This is a genomic window from Ralstonia sp. UNC404CL21Col (assembly GCF_000620465.1).
Lineage (GTDB): Bacteria > Pseudomonadota > Gammaproteobacteria > Burkholderiales > Burkholderiaceae > Ralstonia > Ralstonia flatus.
On record NZ_JIBE01000004.1, the window covers coordinates 1,193,450 to 1,210,842 of the forward strand.

The window sequence follows — 17,393 nt, forward strand, 5'->3', positions numbered from 1 at the left end:
TGGATGCGGTGGGAAGCGGTCCGTCCGGCTTGCAAACCCTGCAGCGGCCGGACCGCGTCTGCGGCGGGTTACTGGTAGCCCTTCGGGAACGGATTCGGTTCGATCAGACCGGACTCGTAGACCACCTTGAACTGGCCGTCCGTCTGCACTTGCCCAATGCGCGTCTTGCTCCACAGGTGGTGGTTGGCGTGCACCTTCACGTAGCCTTCCGGCGCGGTGTTCAGCTCGATGCCGGGCGAGGCCGCGACCACCTTGTCGACGTCAAAACTGCCGGCCTTTTCCACCGCCGCCTTCCACAGCCACGGGCCGAGGTAAGCCGCCTGCGTGACGTCGCCGATGACGGCCTTGGCGCCATACTTGGCCTTGAAGGCCTCGACGAATTTCTTGTTGTTGGGGTTGTCCAGGCTCTGGAAGTACTTCATGGAGGCGTAGAAGCCGGCCATGTTCTCGCCGCCGATACCGAGCAGTTCATCCTCGGTGACGGACAGCGTCAGCAGTGTCTGCTTGTCGGCGGTCACGCCCGCCGCCTTCATCTGCTTGTAGAAGGCCACGTTGGAACCGCCCACCACGGCAGCAAAAATCACGTCGGGCTTCTTCAGCTTCATCTTGTTGATCAGCGAGCCGAACTGCGTGTTGCCCAGCGGGTAGTACTCCTCGCCGACCACCTCGCCGTGCAGCACGTTTTCGATGTGCTTGCGCGCGATCTTCATCGACGTGCGCGGCCAGATGTAATCGGAGCCGACCAGGTAGAACGTCTTGGCCTTCTTCTCCTTGGCCACCCAATCCAGCCCGGCCAGGATCTGCTGCGTGGCTTCCTGCCCGGTGTAGATCACGTTCTTGGATTGCTCGAGGCCCTCGTAGAACGTGGGGTAGTACAGCAGCCCGTTGTCTTTCTCGAACACCGGCAGCACGGCCTTGCGCGAGGCCGAAGTCCAGCAGCCGAACACGGTGGCGACACGGTCAGCTTCGAGCAGCTTCTTCGCCTTCTCGGCAAAGGTCGGCCAATCCGATGCACCGTCCTCCTGGATGATCTTGATCTTGCGCCCCAGCACGCCGCCCGCGGCGTTGATCTGGTCTATGGCCAGGCGCTCTGCCTGGATCGACCCGGTCTCGCTGATCGCCATGGTGCCGGTGGCCGAATGCAGTTGGCCCACGGTGACCTCGGTGTCGGTCACGGCAAGCTTGGTGGCATTGACCTTGGCGGTCGGGTACGACTGCGCGAGCGCGGCGAGCGGCGCCGCCAGCAGAGGCGTGACGGCAAGACACAAGGCGAGGCGCCGAAGGCGCGAGGGGTGGCGTGACATCGTGGTTTCTCCCGGTTGCGGATGGTGGTCGTTGTGAACAGGCATGGAGGCAAGCCTAGGCGGGGGCCCCGATTGCCGGAATACGTCAACCGACGTACAGCGCAGCCGCATTGCACGGCGCAGCCATCCGCAATCAAGAACACAGCGACATCACAGGGGTGAACCGGCCGAGTGCGAGGGCGGAACGGAACTTGCATCGCCCGCCGCGCCTACTCGCCTAGAGCACGAAGCTCAGGCGCGGTTCACCGAAACGGGGAGCGTTCGTGCACCAATCCGGCACCCAGCGCATCGTCAAGATCCGTCGTGACTACAACACGTGGGTCGCCGACGAGACGCTGGAAGACTACGCATTGCGCTATACGCCGCGCGGATTCCGCAAATGGTCGGAATTCCGCGTGGCCAATACCGCGCTGGGAGCCACGTCGTTCCTGGCGCTGGAGGCCATTGGCGGTTCGCTTGCCATCAACTACGGCTTTACCAACGCGTTCTGGGCAATCGTGGTGGTGAGCGTGCTGATCTTCCTGACCGGCCTGCCGATCAGCTATTACGCAGCGCGCTTTGGCGTCGACATGGATTTGCTCACGCGCGGGGCCGGCTTCGGCTACATCGGCTCGACGGTCACCTCGCTCGTGTATGCGACCTTCACGTTCATCTTCCTGGCGCTGGAGGCGGCCATCATGGCGCTGGCCGTGCAGCTTTACGTCGGGCTGCCGCTGCCTATTGCCTATGTGCTGTGTTCGCTGGTGATCATCCCGCTGGTAACGCATGGCATCACGGCCATCAACAAGCTGCAGAGCTGGACCCAGGTGCTGTGGCTGGTGTTGCTGGTGCTGCCTTACGCTGCGGTGCTGCTGCGCAATCCGCGCGCGTTTGCCGACTGGCCGAGCTTTGGCGGCCTGTCGGAATCGGGGCGCGATTTCAACCTGCTGGCCTTTGGCGCCGGCTGCACCGTGGCCTTTGCGCTGATCGTGCAGATCGGCGAGCAGGTCGACTACCTGCGCTTCCTGCCCGAAAAGACGCGCGCCAACCGCGGCAAGTGGTGGCTGGCCTTGCTGGCGGCAGGCCCCGGCTGGGTGGTGCCTGGCGCGCTGAAGATGCTGGGCGGCTCCTTTCTGGTCTTCCTCGCCGTTCAGCACGAGGTGGGCACGGCGCGCGCCGTGGAGCCCACGCAGATGTACCTGGTGGCCTATCAGTACGTGTTCGGCTCGCCTGCGTTGGCGATGGCGGCCATGGCGTTGTTCGTGGTGGTGTCGCAGATCAAGATCAACGTCACCAACGCCTACGCCGGTTCACTGGCATGGTCGAACTTCTTTGCGCGCCTCACGCACAGTCATCCGGGCAGGGTGGTGTGGCTCGTCTTCAACGTACTGATCGCACTGCTGCTGATGGAGCTGGGCGTGTTCGAGGCGCTGAGCGAAGTGCTGGCGCTGTACGCCAACGTCGCCATCGCCTGGATCGGCGCGCTCGTGGCAGACCTCGTCATCAACAAGCCGTTGGGATACAGCCCCGCACACATCGAGTTCAAGCGCGCTTACCTTTACGACGTCAATCCGGTTGGCGTGGGCGCCATGCTGATTGCCTCGGTGGTCGCGACGCTGGCTCACCTCGGGTTGTTCGGTGCCGTGACCGAAGCGCTGTCGCCGTTCGTCGCATTGGGCATGGCGTTCCTTTGCGCGCCGCTCATCGCCGTGGCCACGCGCGGGCGGTTCTACCTCGCCCGCAAGGTGCACGCCCCCGCCGACGCCGAACATGCGCACGCCGGCGCCATGCGCTGCGTCATCTGCGAGAACGTGTTCGAGCGAGAAGACATGGCGCATTGCCCCGCCTACGCCGGCAGCATCTGCTCGCTATGTTGCTCATTGGATGCGCGCTGTGGCGATGCCTGCAAGCCGCACGGCAGACTGTCCGCGCAAATCGCGCAGGCGTGGCGGCACTGGTTTCCAAACACTGAACTGCCGCGATTGCACGTGCGCGTGGCGCAGTACGCTGCCGTGCTGCTGATCGTTCTCGGCTTGCTGGCAGGCGTGCTGACGCTGATCTACTACCAGACCGCCGTCACCCTCAGCGCGGACCAATCGCCGTTGCAATTGCTGGCGCGCGGTTACATCAAGGCGTTCTTTGCGCTGGCGCTGGTCGGCTGCGTGGGCGCATGGTGGCTGGTGCTCGCCAAGGAAAGCCGCAAGGTCGCGCAGGAAGAGTCCAACCGCCAGACCATGCTGCTGATGCGCGAGATCGAAGCGCACCGCAAGACCGACGCCATGCTGCAGCAGGCCAAGCAAGCCGCCGAGTCTGCCAACCGGGCCAAGAGCCGCTACGTGACGGGCTTGAGCCATGAACTGCGCACGCCGCTCAACAGCATCCTCGGCTATGCGCAACTGCTGATGCGCGATCCGTCGATGGCACCGGCGCGCCGCGAGGGCCTTGCCACCATCTTTCGCAGCGGCGAGCACTTGCTGGCCCTGGTCGATGGTCTGCTCGACGTGGCACGCATCGAGGCCGGCAAGCTGCAACTCGACGTGAGCCAGGTGGCGTTTCCAGCGTTCCTCACGCAGATCGAAGCGATGATGGAACCGCATGCCTCGGAAAAAGGACTGGCCTTCCGCATGGAGCATGTAGGCCGCATTCCCGACGCGGTGCGCATGGACGAAAAGCGCGTGCGCCAGATCCTGATCAATCTGCTGGGCAACGCGGTGCGGTTTACCGAGAGCGGCACGGTGTCGCTGCGTGTGGCCTACGCGCGTGAGCTGGCGACCTTCGAAATTCTCGATACCGGCATCGGCATTGCCTCGGACGAACTGGAACGCATCTTCCTGCCGTTCGAACGGGGCGCCGCAGCGCACGCGCAGGACAACGGCGCCGGCCTCGGCTTGACCATCTGCCGCATGCTCACCACGCTGATGGGCGGCCAGCTGAGCGTGGACAGTGTGCCCGGCGAAGGTACGCGCTTTACCGTGCGGTTGTTCCTGCCGGAGGTGCGCGAGCCCCGCGCGGTCGACCGGATCCGCCATGTCAGCGGCTATCGCGGTGCGCGGCGGACCGTGCTGGTGGTGGATGACCAACGCGAGCAGCGCCGTATCGTGGTGGGCGCGCTCGCGCCGCTGGGCTTCACGCTCGTCGAAGCCGCCAGCGGGCCCGAGGCGATGCGCCAGCTCGGCGCGTTGCAGGTCGACCTGATCGTGATGGATGTCTCGATGCCATCGATGGACGGCTTCGAGGCCAGCCGACTGATCCGCAAGCAGGCACTCAGTGTGGCGCCGATCCTGGTGTTGTCGGCCAATGCGTTTGCCGGTGACCGCGCACGCGGTGCCGCCGCCGGCTGCGACGACTACCTTGCCAAGCCTGTCCACCTGCCGCATCTGCTCGACAAAGTGGGCGAGCTGCTCAACCTCGAATGGATCGTCGACAGCGAAGCAGGTGCGGAAGCGCCGCCGCCGGCACGCTCGCACGCGCCGCTGCCGGCCGAGCTGGTCGCACAGTTGCGGCCGTTGCTCGAGATCGGTTACATCCGCGGCCTCATCGAATTGCTGGACGAAGCCGAACATCGCCATCCTGACCTTGCCGGTGCGCTGCAACCTGTGCGATCGGCCGCGCGGCGCTTCCGATTGACTGAACTGGATAGGTTGCTCAAAGGAGCCCCTTCAGATGAACACAGCGTGGATTGACCATGGCGGCGCGGCGGCGCTGCATCTGCCATCGGCTCGGCAGGCGATCGGTGCGGCCGCTGGGGGTTCCGGCGTCGTGCTCATCGTCGACGATACGCCGGACAATCTGGCGTTGCTGTCCGATGCGCTCGACGCCGTCGGCTACACCGTGCTGGTGGCGCTGGACGGCCCCAGCGCGCTGGACCGCATTGAGCGCCTGACGCCCGACATCATCCTGCTGGACGCCGTCATGCCCGGCATCAGCGGCTTCGAGACCTGCGAGCACATCAAGGCCAATGCCCGCCACGCGCAGATTCCCGTGATTTTCATGACGGGGCTGACGGAGAGCGAGCATGTTGTGCGCGGCTTCCGTGCCGGTGGAATCGACTACATCACCAAGCCGATCCGCCCCGAAGAGGTGCTCGCGCGCGTCGCCGCGCATCTGGAGCGCGCCCGTGCGCACCGGCAGGCAGACGAAATCGTTGGCTTAGGCGGCCGCGCGGCGCTGGTGGCCGATGTGCATGGCGCGATCCACTGGCGCAGTTCGCGGGTCGCGCCGTTGTTGGCGCGCTTTTATCCGGACCACAGCGACATGCAGCGGCTGCCGCCGGTATTGCAGCAGTGGCTGGCGCAGAGCGTGGGACCCGTCGGCGTACCCGAAGCCGGCCGGATGGCGGAAGACGGCGAGGGCGTGCGGCTGGTGGCAAGGCTGGCTGGCCCCGCGCCGCACAGCGCATGGGTCATCCAGTTGGAAGAGCACGACGACCGCAAGGTGAGCGATCGCCTTTGCGCAAGGTTTCGTCTGACCGCGCGCGAGGCCGAGGTGCTGCTGTGGATTTCACGCGGCAAGACCAACCGCGACATCGGCGACATCCTCGGTATGCGCCCGCGTACCGTCAACAAGCATCTCGAGCACATCTTCGAGAAGCTTGGTGTGGAAACGCGTGCTGCTGCTGCTGCGCTGGCTTTGCAGGCTCAGCCGGGTTGAGCATCCGTCGGGCTGTGCCGGCTTTGTGGCGGGCACGCTTGTAGCGCTAGCCCTGCCCACGCACGTAGCGCCATTCGAAACCGTCTCCTGAACGCTGCACCTTGCCCGCGGACGTTTCCGGAAAATGGGCGGCGAAGACCGTCGCGTCGGTTTCAGCCGCCCGGTCCAAAAGCCAGCGCCGCGACTCGCGCGCCTGCGCCTGATCCAGGCAGAACACCGAGTTCCACGCCGGCTGGTACACCTGGATCGCGCTGTGCATGACGTCGCCGGAGAAGAGCGCCGTTTCGCCAAACGATCGCACCTCGATCGCCATATGGCCGAAGCTGTGCCCGAACGTGGGCACGAAGCGGATGCCGTCAAGAATCTCTTCGCCCGCGTCGCGCACCACGCGGGCCTGTCCGGCTTCAATCAGCGGCAGCACGCTGTCTTCAAACACCATCCGCCGCGGCTGGCCTTCCGGCATCGCGAAGAAGTCCTGCTCGCGCTGGCCGAACACATAGGTCGCGTTGGGAAAGACGGGCACCCATCGCCCGTCCTGCCAATGCGTGTTCCAGCCGACATGGTCGACATGCAGGTGCGTCAGCAGCACATAGTCGACGTGTTCCGGCTGGAAACCCGCGGCCGCAAACCGCTCCAGCACGGGATTGTCGAGCCGATCGAACAACGCGTTGAATGGCCGCGACTTGCCGTTGCCGATGCCGGTATCGACCACGATGGTGAGCCCGTTGGCCTGCACCACCCACAGATGGGTTTTCAGCGGTATCCGGCGGTTGGTCAGGTCGACGCTGGCCGTGGCAAAGCGCGCTTCGAGCGTGCGGCCCGTCTCTTCGGTCCAGAGCGGAAAGAGCCGTTCGGGCGTCAGCGCAAAATCGGTTTCGTCGACGCGGGTGATGGTTGCCGCGCCAACGCGATGGACAGGGGAGGCAGATTTCACCGGCATGACGGGTCTCCGAAAATCATTGGATGCTGGCAGGCGGCACCCGCCGCGTTGCGATGGTGTAAAGGACCGCGCTGGCAAGTGCAGACACGCCGCCGACCAGCGCTAGCGCCATGCCCAAGCTGGTGCCAGTTTGCCCCAGGCGCTCGTTCAGGTAACCGACCGACAGCGGCCCGACGCCTCCGCTGATCGCGTTGGTCATGAACACCAGCAAGGCGAGCGACCGGCCGCGCATGCGGTTTGGCATGGCGATTTGCAGCGGCACGGGCGCCAGGCCCATCGCAATGCTGGCGGCAAACGCGCAGGCGCCGTAAAGCACCACGGCCACGCTGCTCTCACCCACCAGCGGCATCGCGATGGCCGCAGGCAACAAGATCGCAACAGCGCAGGCCGAGAAGGCCAATACGCGCCGCAAGGCCGTCTCGTCAGTCACGCGCGTGGCCAGCATGCCGGCGCACGCGACCCCGAGCATGCCACCGATCATGTAAGCGGGCGCCGCCATCTGGCCGACCACATTGGGCGCTAGATGAAACCGGCGCATCAGCAGTGTCGGAAACCATGCGGCGTGCGAATAGAACAGCGTGATGAGCGCGACATACCCGGCAAAGTACGCCAGACAGAAGCGGTTGCGCACGAACAGCTCGGTCAGCACGTCCTTGAGCGATGGCACCTCGTCTTCGGCGCGTGCGGCGTGGGCCTGCACTTCGCGCCGCAGCGGCTCGCGCACGGTCAGGGCAACGAGCGCGGCCAACACCAGACCAGGGAGGCCCACCGCAATGAACACGGCCTGCCAGGGCGCGATGTCATGCGCTGCCAGCCAGGCGCTTCCGCTGCCGGCCGCGGCCGCCGACAACAGCATGCCGCCGCCAAACAGCGCCAGGCCACCGCCCACGTACGGCCCCAGCATGAAGACGCTGCTGGCACGCGCGACGCGGCGCGGCGCAAAGATGTCGCTGAAGATCGACAGTGCAGCGGGGCTTAACGCCGCTTCGGCAATGGCGGTGCCGGCACGCGCTACGAGCAGCTCCGGAAAGTTCGTCGCGAACCCGCATGCGGTCGTCGAGATCGCCCAGATGGCGATGCACGCTGCGATCAACTTGACGCGATTGGCCCGGTCGACAAGTCGCGCGACAAACACGCCCGCCGTCGCATAGCACATCGTGAAAGAGAAGCCTTGCAGCAAGCCGATCTGCGTGTCGCTCAGCGCAAGCGACTGTTTGATCGGCTGCACGAGGATGCTGACGACCTGCCGGTCCAGGTACGAGAAGGCAAAGCACACAAAGAACAGCAGGACGATGTAGACAGGGTGGCCGACATTGCCGGCAGCACGCAGCGGCGCAACGTCGTCGGGCGCCTCCGTTGAAAGGGTCTGGGTACGCATCGTGGTCTCCGTATTGTTATGTGGCGAGGGCAACCGAATGGCTGCCCGCTCAGTCGAGATGGGCTTCCGAGGCGAGCAGGGCGATGCAGTCGCCCGGCTCCACGCGTGCAAACGTGCGCATGCACATGACCGTGCCGTCGCCGCGGAACGGGATGTTCTCGGGAGCTGCCCAGGGGCGGTGCGGGTCGAAAAGCCGCCCGGCGAGTTGACCGGCGCGGACTTGGTCGCCCAGGGCGAAGGTCGGCTCGAAGACGCCCGCATGCGGTGCGTACACGTAATGGCGCGCGCCTTCCACGCGCAGAAAGCGCGTCTGTTTCGGCGCTGGCACTGCCGGCTCCGGCATCACGCCAAGCCGATGCAGCACGCGCTGCAGGCCGGCTTCGACGATCGCAAGGTTGCCGGCGTCGCAGCCGGCATGGCCGCCAAACTCTCCGCAGAAGAACAACTTGCCGTGGCGCTCGGCGGCAGCCGCGAAGGTCCGGTCTTCGCCAAGCAGATCCATGATCATGGTGTGCGGTGCGCCAAAGTCGCGCACCAGGTCCAGGTACAGCGCGCGTTGTTCACCGTGCGCCGGCGGGGACGCCAGCAGCGCTGGCAGGTGATCGAACGATGCGCCGCCCGCATGAAGGTCGATCACGACATCTGCGCGCGGCAGCAGTTCGGTCTCGACATAGTGCGCAATCATTTCGGTCGGCTGCCCGTTGCGCGCACCGGGAAACATGCGGTTCAGGTTGCCTCGGTCGATCGGGGACGTGCGCGAGCCGTTGAGGAAGGCCGGGAAATTCAGCCCCGGAATCACGATCAGGCGGCCGCGCGTCGCCATGGCCGGCAGCCGCTGGAGCAACTTCATCAGGGCGACGGGGCCTTCATATTCGTCTCCATGATTTCCGCCAGTCAGCAGCACGGTCGGGCCGGTCCCTGCGCCGGCATTGCACACCGCAATGGGGATCGGAATATGCCCGTAGGCGGAGCGGTCATGTGACCACGGCAGGCGCAGCGTTCCGGTCTGGAAGCCGACGCGTTCGAAGTCGATGTCGGTGGCAATGAGCGAGGCAGACGTTGTCATGGCGGCAAGCGTGAAGACGAGGTGTCTTCACTATCGCCGACGACGGAAAGCGCGGCCAATGCCGATTTCTGCGGCGGCCGATGCCTTGCAGGCATCGCGCCCGGAACGCGCCGGGGGTCTACTGCAACTGCGCGATAAAACGCTGGAGTGCCGCGTTGGTGTGCGCCGAAAGGAAACAGAATTCCAGCGGCAGCGGCACCGACAGATCGCGCAGTTCGACAAAGCGCACGCGGGCGGGTGGCCGATGACGATTGGCGGCGTTGACGATGGCCGCACCCATGCCGGCAGATACAAGCGACAGGATGGCGGTTTCCGTCGATGCTTCCTGGCGGATATCGAGCGTGAGTCCGCGTTCGGCACAGGCTGACAGGAGCCGGTCGTAGTAGGCGGGATAAATGCGGCGCGGAAACGCGATGAAAGGCGTGCCGGCAAGCTCGCTGGCGAGGACCGCATCCTCGCTGCCAAGAGACCACGACTGCGGCACCGCCAGCACGACGTTCTGTTCCAGCACGGGCACGCCCGCGATGCCCTGCGGCAACGTGCCGAGGCGGTAACAGAAGCCGCCGTCGAGCTGGCCCGCTGCAATCGCCTCAAATTGCTCCGGCGTATTCATCGGCGTGAGTTCGAGCGCGACGTCGGGCGCGGTCTGCTGAAAGGCGCTGAATGCCTGCGAGACGATGCCGATCCACGCGGCGTTCTCGACAAAGCCGAGCCGCAGCTGGCCATGCACGCCGTCCGCAATGCGCCGCGCCAGACGGTTTGCCGCATCGACGCGCGTGAGGATGTCGCGCGCCTCATCAAGGTATGCAGTGCCTGCCGCCGTCAGCTTCAGGCCGCGTGGCGTGCGCTCGAACAGCGCTGCGCCGATGGCGTCTTCAAGATCCTGGATCTGGCGCGAGATGGCCGGCTGCGTGACGTGCAACTGCTCGGAAGCGGCCCGCACGCTGCGCAGCTCGGCCACAGCGATGAAATACCGAAGATGCCGAAGCTCCATGATGGTCCCGCGCAGTCAGGTCGTCGGCAATGATAGTGCAGCACCTGCGCGGAATCGACGGGGTGCTGCTGACATTGCGCGGCGCCGCCATGCACAGCATCACGCCGCCTGGTGCGAGGCATGTGCGACGGCGTCGAGTTCGCGCATCGCGTCTTGCGGCAACGTCATCGCCGCCGCGCCCAGGTTCTCGCGCAGGTGGGCGACCGACGAGGTGCCCGGAATCACGAGGATGTTGGGTGACCGGTGCAGCAGCCAGGCCAGTGCGGTCTGCATCGGTGTTGCACCCAGCCGCGCTGCGACATCGTTGAGCGTGGACGACTGCAGCGGGCTGAACCCACCCAGCGGGAAGTACGGGACATACGCAATGCCGTCGCGGGCCAGTGCGTCGATCAGCTCGTCGTCGTTTCTGTGGGCGAGGTTGTAGTGGTTCTGCACGCAGACGATCTCGCAGATCCGCCGTCCTTCTGCGATCTGGTTGGCCGTGACATTGCTCAGCCCGATATGCCGCACCAGCCCCTGCCGTTGCAGTTCGGCCAGGGCTGTGAGGGGCGCCTCGATGGACCCTTCGGCGGGGCCGTGCGTGTCGAACATGATTCGCAGGTTCACCACGTCCAGCACATCCACGCCGAGGTTGCGCAGGTTGTCGTGCACCGCTTCGGTCAGCGCCTGCGCAGAAAACGCCGGCAGCCACGCACCCTTCGCATCACGTCGGGCACCGATCTTGGTGACGATGAGCAGGTCGTCGCGATACGGATGCAACGCTTCGCGGATCAACTGATTCGTGATGTACGGGCCGTAGAAATCGCTCGTGTCGATATGGTTGACGCCCGACGACACCGCCTCGCGCAGTACGGCAAGCGCCGCGTCGCGATCCCTGGGTGGGCCGAAGACGCCCGGGCCGGCGAGCTGCATGGCGCCATAGCCGAGACGGTGCACCTGGTGGCCGCCGATGGAAAACGTGTCGGACTGAACGATGAGAGACATGGTCACACTCCTGTGTCGAAGATCGAAGAAGAAAAGGGCATGACGGCAGAGTAGGCGCAAGCGCGGTGCGCGATAAGGGGGCATAATCCGCACGGGTTGTACGAAAAGGCGAACAATGAAAGTCGATCTGGGTGACCTGAATGCCTTCGTGGCGGTGGCGCAGGCCAAGGGCTTCCGCGAAGGTGCAAGGCTGATGGGCGCGAGCGCATCCGGGCTGAGCGAGGCGGTGCGGCGGTTGGAGACGCAACTCGGTGTGCGCCTGCTGAACCGCACGACGCGCAGCGTCTCACCCACTGAAGCGGGGCAGCGCCTGCTGAGCCGCCTGCGGCCCGCCTTGAGCGAGGTGGAAGCCGCGCTCGATGTCGTCAACAATTTTCGCGAAAGGCCCGCCGGTACGCTCAGGCTCAATGTGCCGATGAGCGCCGCGCGGCTGGTGCTGCCCGCCATCATTCCGGGCTTTCTCGACGCTTATCCCGAGATACAGCTGGAGGTCGTGGCAGAAGAGCGCTTTGTCGACATCCTGGCTGCAGGTTTCGACGCAGGCATCCGTTACGACGAGCGGCTTGAACAGGACATGATCGCCGTTCCGATCGGGCCGCGATCACAGCGGTTCGCAACGGCAGCGGCGCCCGGCTATCTCGATCGACGCGGCCGGCCCGGTCATCCACGCGACCTGCTCGACCACGCCTGCCTGCGCGGCAAGTTCGCAAGCGGTGCGATGCCGCCGTGGGAATACGAGCGCGATGGTGAAGTGGTTCGGGTAGAGCCGTCGGGCCCGCTGCTCGTTCGCATTGGGGGCGCGACCGATCTTGTCGTGGACGCTGCCTTGGCCGGCGTGGGCATTGTCCATCTGTATGAGGACTGGCTGCATCCACACCTTGCCAGCGGTGCGCTCGAACCCGTGCTCGAGGATTGGTGGCGGCCGTTCCCGGGGCCGTATCTCTACTATCCGGGGCGGCGACTTGTTCCGGCACCGCTCAGGGCGTTCATCGATTTCATCAAGGCCGCTTAGCACTAGGACGGCGCCTGCCGTCGCGCAGCAGCGTGGCCTGACGGCTCGCGCCCCAGCGCTGCCTGGGCAACGGGGTTCCATCGAGTTTCCGTGATGGCCTCGTAGGACGCTCGCGCCTTTCGCACAATCCACGTAGTACGCGGTGGCGGTCATGGCTCGCACACTGGGGCCGTTGTCCACTTGGCCATCGGCCGTTCGCACCATGCAGCACGTTCGCCTCATGCTTGAGTACTTTCACCCGTGGACGAATGCTGCCGGGTTTTACCTCGCGCGCGCCAAGGGCTGGTTTGCGCGTGCGGGGCTGGACGTGGAAATCGTCGTGCGAGACGACGCCCGAGGCGACACGCTCGATCATGTCATGCGCGGCGATGTGCATCTGGGCGTGTGCCCGACCCGGCGCGTGCTGGGTCGTTTTGAGATAGGGGAGCCGGTCTGCGGTGTGGCCGCCGTCAACCAGCGCAGCCTGGAAGCCATCCATTCGGTGAGCGGGTGCGGCATCACCCGCCCGCGCGATCTCTGTGGGCGCCGTGTGGCGCTCAACCCCACGGTGCGTGCGCGCGCCTTGCTGGCCGACATCGTTCGCGCAGATGGCGGCGACCCCGATGCCGTGAAGCTGGTCGACGCTGGTGTGCGCGAGCTGACCTTCGATGAACTGTGTGACGGCGCGGCCGATGCGAGCTTCGGCAGCTACTGGGCGTGGGAGGGCGTGATGCCTTCCACCTTGCCCGATGCGCAGCGCCAGGTCTGGCCGATCGACGAGATCGGCGCGCCTTCGTATCACAGTTACCTGCTCGCTGCGGATGCCCGCTGGCTGGCGCGTAACGCAGGCGTGGTCAGCGGTTTGCTGATAGCCGCCTCGCGCGGGTTTGCCGCGGCCCATGCAGATCCGGCCAGCGCGCTGCCGCTGTTCGAGCGCGTGATCCCGTATTTCCCGCGAACCACGATTGCCCGATCGTTGCGCGCCGTGTCGACCACGTGGCTGAGGGATGGTGTCTGGGGCCGGCACGATGCGTCGCTCATGTCGGGCTACGCCGCGTGGCTGGCCCGGCACGGCATCGTCCGCCGGCCGTACGCATGGTCGGCCGCGGTGACGGATGCGTTCCTGCCGTCGCGCGCCACGCGTGTCCCCGAGAAGCCGTGCCTGCAGGCACCACCGGGCGCATTGGCATACGCCGGCCCGTAGTTGTCGGGTGCGATCGCGTTCCGATACTGAAGCGGCGGACGGTTTCCCCAACCGTTTTCATCCGTCACTCATCACCCATCACCCAAGACGACGCCTGCGCGGCGTCAGGAGACGGTCATGACACTAGCGTCAGTGGCATCGGTATCGGTCAGCGGGCCGAGCTGGTCCGGCGATTTCCTGCGCACGCTGCAGGCCCCCGCGAGCGATGTGGGGCGGCTGGGCGGCGATACGTGGTTGCGGGTCGAGCCAGGCCGCGCCACGGCGCCGCGTGCCGACGAAATCGTCGTCAATGACGTGATGTTCGGGGTCGATGACGTTGCCGTCGCGTATGGGCGCGCCGTGCGTGCAGGCGCTGCCGATCTGGCACCGCCGCACTGGGGCGTCGTGTCTACGCCGGCTGGGGAGCGCCCTGTGCGCATGGCACGCGTGGGTGGCATCGGCCATGTCACGCACACGTTTGTCGAGCGCGAACCTGCCGCCGGCGATGCCGCCTTCGATGAAACGCAGGGGCTCGACCACCTCGCGCTGTGCCTGCCTTGCGGCACCATGGGCGCAACGGTCGCGCGTTACGAAGCGGGCTTTGGCCTGCATGTCACGCAAACCGAGCATATCCAGACGCGCAGCCTCGGCATGATCAACACCGTGCTGCAGAACGCCAGCGGCAGCGTGAAGCTCGTGCTCTCTGCGCCCACAGCCAGCAGCCAGACGACGCAACTGCACCGCTTTGTCGATGTGCACGGTGGTGCGGGCATCCAGCACGTGGCGCTACGTGTGCCCGCACTGCTGGCGCACAGCCTGGCGCTCAAACGCCACGAGGTGAACTTCGCGGGCTCCATGCCCGAAGTGTTTGACGCCATGCTGGCGCGCATCGGGCACTGCCCGGTCCCGCGCGATGCTGCGCTGGCCCTCGGCATCATGGCCGACCGCGATACCGACGGCCTGCTGTTGCAGTCCTTCCTGGCGCCGTCGCGCACAGCGGAGCCGGTGTTCTTCTTCGAACTGATCGAGCGCCAAGGTGCGCGGGGGTTTGGGGCGGCCAACATCCGCGCCCTGTTCGAGGCGGTGGAGCGTGTGCAAGGTGCCGCCGCGGCGGTGGGCGAGCCACAAGGTCAAGCCGCCACGGTCTAGCACTACGCGCGACGGCTCACTGCGTCGTCTTGCGCTGGCGCCATTTGCGCCGCAGCTTGATGAACAGCGCCACCACGATCGACAGAACGATCGCCCACGGCAATAGATAAGCCACCGCTTCAATCACGCTCGCACTGGCTCGCACCAGCGAAGGCAGGAATTCTCGGAACGCATTGCCGATGGGCGCCCACAGGCTGCGCGCTGCCGTCTGCCGCGTGCTCAGGTCGATCGAGAGCACCTCGCGGTTCACGCGGTCCATGAGGTGGGTGTTCTGACCGGTGGCCGCCTCCAGCTCCGATTGTGTTTCCGCCAGCTTTTCTGCGATCAGGATGAGGTCTTCCACCTTGGTCGCCTTGCGCTGCAGGTCGAGCAGGCTCGCACGGTAGTTCTTCAGCATCTCCAGGCGCTTGCCGACTTCGGCAATCGGCTGGCCGAGGTCGTCTACGTGGGTGCCCTGGCTGACGACGCCACCGCTGTCCGCCAGGCGTTTGCGCATGGCTCGCACGCCCTCCGGGCTGGCGCGCAGATTCAGATGGGCGGTACCGCCGCGCTGGTCCCGTTCGAGCTGGATGCTGGCATCCATGACCGTGCAATGCCACGTGGCTTCGTTCACGCAGGCGTCCTGCAGCTCGCGGTACAGGCGCTCGAGCTGCGGCGCGTCGACCTCCAATGAGACGCGATGTTCGTAGGCGAGAAAGCGCTGCTCGGCGCGATCGGCCATCTTGGCGCTTTCCGCAGTTGCGGGCGCGGCAGCCATCATCGCGGGCGATGCACCGCCGCCTGGGCTGGATTCTTCTTTCTTGCTGCAAGCGCTCAGGGACAGCGCGATCAGGATCGGGATCAGGCCGAGGAGTCGAGTCATGGGCAAATGAAATGGCGTGGGGGTTGTACGCAAAGTCCGCGGGATTGCGGCGCAGTCTAGCGCACACAGCTGAGCAGATCCCGCAGCCCGCAGACAAGAAAAAACGCCCGCCGGCAGAACCGGTCGGGCGTTTTTTTTGCAGCGTGCAACCGTGGCGTCAGACGCCTTGCGGGACTTCGCGTGCGGCGCGCTTGCGGTCACGCACTTCAGTTTCTTCGTGCACGCTGTCCACCTCGTCCAGGTAGCGCGTGTGCCAGCCGCTGGCCACGCCCCAGTGGTAGAAGAACAGCGAAAGCACTGCGACGATGCCCATGTCCCAGCCGTAGGGGATGTAGCCGTGGCCGCCGAACTCCGTGCTGCCGCAGTACGACAGCGCGGCGATGGTCGGCAGGTAGGCGATCATCCACCACGCGCCCTTGAGTTCCGTCTTGAAGTCGGGCCAGCCGGCCTTGGCCTGGTAGTAGAAGTACACAGGCAGCGCCACCAGCATCAGCACGATGATCTCGCCGGTCAGCGGCCACTTGGCCCAGTACAGGATGAGCGATGCGCACACAAACGCGAACGGCGCGATGAGCGAGAGCCCCGGCAGACGCAGCGGGCGATGCAGTTCCGGCGACGTGCGGCGCAGCGACATCACGCTGATCGGACCGGTCAGGTACGAAATGACCGTCGCCACCGAAATGACCGCCGCCAGCGCACCCCAGCCGCGGAAGAAGAACAGGAAGATGAACGACACCGCCAGGTTGAACCACATGGCCGGGCGCGACACGCCAAACAGCGGGTGCACGCGACCGAAGATGGCTGGCATGGTGTTGTTGCGCTCCATCGCGTAGATCATGCGCGTGGTGGTGGCCATGTACGTGCTGCCGGTGCCCGACGGGCTCACGAACGCATCGATGTACAAGACGATGGCCAGCCAGTTCAGGTTCAGCGCAATCGCGAGCTGGGCGAACGGCGAGTGGTAGTCAATGCCGTGCCAGCCGTTGACGAGCGACTCAGGCGGCACCGCGCCCAGGAAGGCCACCTGCAGCGCCACGTAGATCACCGCGGCCAGCAGGATCGAACCGATCACCGCGATGGGCACGTTGCGGCCTGGGTTGCGTGCCTCGCCCGCCAGGTTGATCGGGCTCTGGAAGCCGTTGAATGCAAACACGATGCCGCTGGTGGCAATGGCGGTCAGCACTGCAGACCAGCCGTACGGGGCAAAGCCCTGTCCTGCCACATTCGCGGCCGAGCTGCCACCAAAGTTGCCCGGGTGAAAGCCCGCTGCAACCAGCGCCACCGCCGTTGCGGCCGGAATGATGAACTTGAAGATCGTGATGGCGTTGTTCGCCTTGGCAAACACCTTCACGCCCCAGTAGTTCAGCAGGAAGTACACCACGACCAGCACTGCCGACAGCACCAGGCCCGGCGGCGTCAGCTCACCGTGCTGGAAGAGCGACTGCGCCCAGGGCCAGGGCCAACTGCTCATGTACTGGATGGAAGCCTCGGCCTCGATGGGGATGACGGTGACGATGGCGATCCAGTTGGCCCAGGCCGCCACGAAGCCCACCAGCGAGCCATGCGAGTAGCGCGCATAGCGCACCATGCCGCCCGATTCCGGGAACATCGCGCCCAGTTCGGCATACGTCAGGGCAATGGCGAGGATGACGACGGCGCCGATGACCCAGGTGAAGATGGCAGCGGGGCCCGCGACCTTTGCCGCGTGGCCGGCGCCAAACAGCCAGCCGGAGCCGATGATCGAGCCCAAGCCGGTCAACATCAATGCCCAGGCGCCGAGATTGCGTTGTACGTTTTTTTCCAAGAGGAGTCTCCGCCCCGGCGAGTCGGAAGTTCGACAGGGCACCGCGGTTTGCTTACCAGTCCGCTTAGTTCTACCGAGGCGACGCTGTTTGGGCGCCGCCCGCCGTCCT

Annotated in this window: 13 protein-coding genes; 5 read left to right on the top strand and 8 right to left on the bottom strand. The window is 65.6% G+C overall.

Annotated features, from left to right (window positions below; translation table 11 throughout):
- Positions 1-68 precede the first annotated feature (68 nt).
- Positions 69-1,304 (bottom strand): urea ABC transporter substrate-binding protein, encoded by a 1,236-nt coding sequence (urtA, locus tag N511_RS0113390; RefSeq protein ID WP_027679774.1) that lies wholly within the window; start codon positions 1,302-1,304, stop codon positions 69-71.
- A gap of 263 nt (positions 1,305-1,567) precedes the next feature.
- Here urtA and N511_RS0113395 point away from each other — a divergent pair, with 263 nt between their 5' ends.
- Positions 1,568-4,966, top strand: a complete 3,399-nt coding sequence (locus N511_RS0113395) for a hybrid sensor histidine kinase/response regulator (RefSeq protein ID WP_027679775.1) — start codon at positions 1,568-1,570, stop codon at positions 4,964-4,966.
- On the top strand, positions 4,947-5,933 hold the full coding sequence (locus N511_RS0113400) for a response regulator transcription factor (RefSeq protein ID WP_081785371.1): 987 nt from the start codon (positions 4,947-4,949) through the stop codon (positions 5,931-5,933). Before N511_RS0113395 ends, N511_RS0113400 begins: the two co-directional genes overlap by 20 nt.
- A gap of 46 nt (positions 5,934-5,979) precedes the next feature.
- Here N511_RS0113400 and N511_RS0113405 read toward each other — a convergent pair whose 3' ends face one another.
- The 5 genes from N511_RS0113405 to N511_RS0113425 all read right to left on the bottom strand — a co-directional run bounded on the left by N511_RS0113405 (position 5,980) and on the right by N511_RS0113425 (position 11,295).
- Positions 5,980-6,873, bottom strand: a complete 894-nt coding sequence (locus N511_RS0113405) for an MBL fold metallo-hydrolase (protein ID WP_027679777.1) — start codon at positions 6,871-6,873, stop codon at positions 5,980-5,982.
- Positions 6,874-6,889: 16 nt separating this feature from the next.
- Complete coding sequence (locus tag N511_RS0113410; RefSeq protein WP_027679778.1) at positions 6,890-8,251, bottom strand: MFS transporter; 1,362 nt, start codon at positions 8,249-8,251, stop codon at positions 6,890-6,892.
- 49 nt (positions 8,252-8,300) lie between these two features.
- Entirely contained in the window at positions 8,301-9,317 is a 1,017-nt protein-coding gene (locus N511_RS0113415) for a succinylglutamate desuccinylase/aspartoacylase family protein (RefSeq protein ID WP_027679779.1), read from the bottom strand.
- 118 nt (positions 9,318-9,435) lie between these two features.
- Positions 9,436-10,311, bottom strand: a complete 876-nt coding sequence (locus tag N511_RS0113420) for a LysR family transcriptional regulator (protein ID WP_027679780.1) — start codon at positions 10,309-10,311, stop codon at positions 9,436-9,438.
- A gap of 99 nt (positions 10,312-10,410) precedes the next feature.
- Positions 10,411-11,295 carry an aldo/keto reductase family oxidoreductase gene (locus N511_RS0113425; protein ID WP_027679781.1) on the bottom strand — a complete coding sequence of 295 codons (885 nt, stop codon included), beginning with the start codon at positions 11,293-11,295 and terminating at the stop codon, positions 10,411-10,413.
- 115 nt (positions 11,296-11,410) lie between these two features.
- Here N511_RS0113425 and N511_RS0113430 point away from each other — a divergent pair, with 115 nt between their 5' ends.
- From N511_RS0113430 to N511_RS24610, 3 genes are all read left to right on the top strand, one after another.
- Positions 11,411-12,307 (top strand): LysR family transcriptional regulator, encoded by an 897-nt coding sequence (locus N511_RS0113430; protein WP_027679782.1) that lies wholly within the window; start codon positions 11,411-11,413, stop codon positions 12,305-12,307.
- 202 nt (positions 12,308-12,509) lie between these two features.
- The gene (locus N511_RS24220) at positions 12,510-13,490 is read left to right on the top strand and encodes an ABC transporter substrate-binding protein (RefSeq protein ID WP_081785372.1); all 981 of its coding nucleotides are present in this window, start codon (positions 12,510-12,512) and stop codon (positions 13,488-13,490) included.
- 117 nt (positions 13,491-13,607) lie between these two features.
- Entirely contained in the window at positions 13,608-14,618 is a 1,011-nt protein-coding gene (locus N511_RS24610) for a VOC family protein (RefSeq protein ID WP_051530924.1), read from the top strand.
- 16 nt (positions 14,619-14,634) lie between these two features.
- Here the strand turns inward: N511_RS24610 and N511_RS0113445 are convergent, their stop codons facing one another.
- Together N511_RS0113445 and N511_RS0113450 are read right to left on the bottom strand one after the other, a co-directional pair.
- Positions 14,635-15,480, bottom strand: coding sequence for a DUF4349 domain-containing protein (locus N511_RS0113445; protein WP_027679783.1), 846 nt, complete (start codon positions 15,478-15,480; stop codon positions 14,635-14,637).
- A gap of 157 nt (positions 15,481-15,637) precedes the next feature.
- Complete coding sequence (locus N511_RS0113450) at positions 15,638-17,284, bottom strand: APC family permease (RefSeq protein WP_027679784.1); 1,647 nt, start codon at positions 17,282-17,284, stop codon at positions 15,638-15,640.
- Between the last annotated feature and the right edge of the window lie 109 nt (positions 17,285-17,393).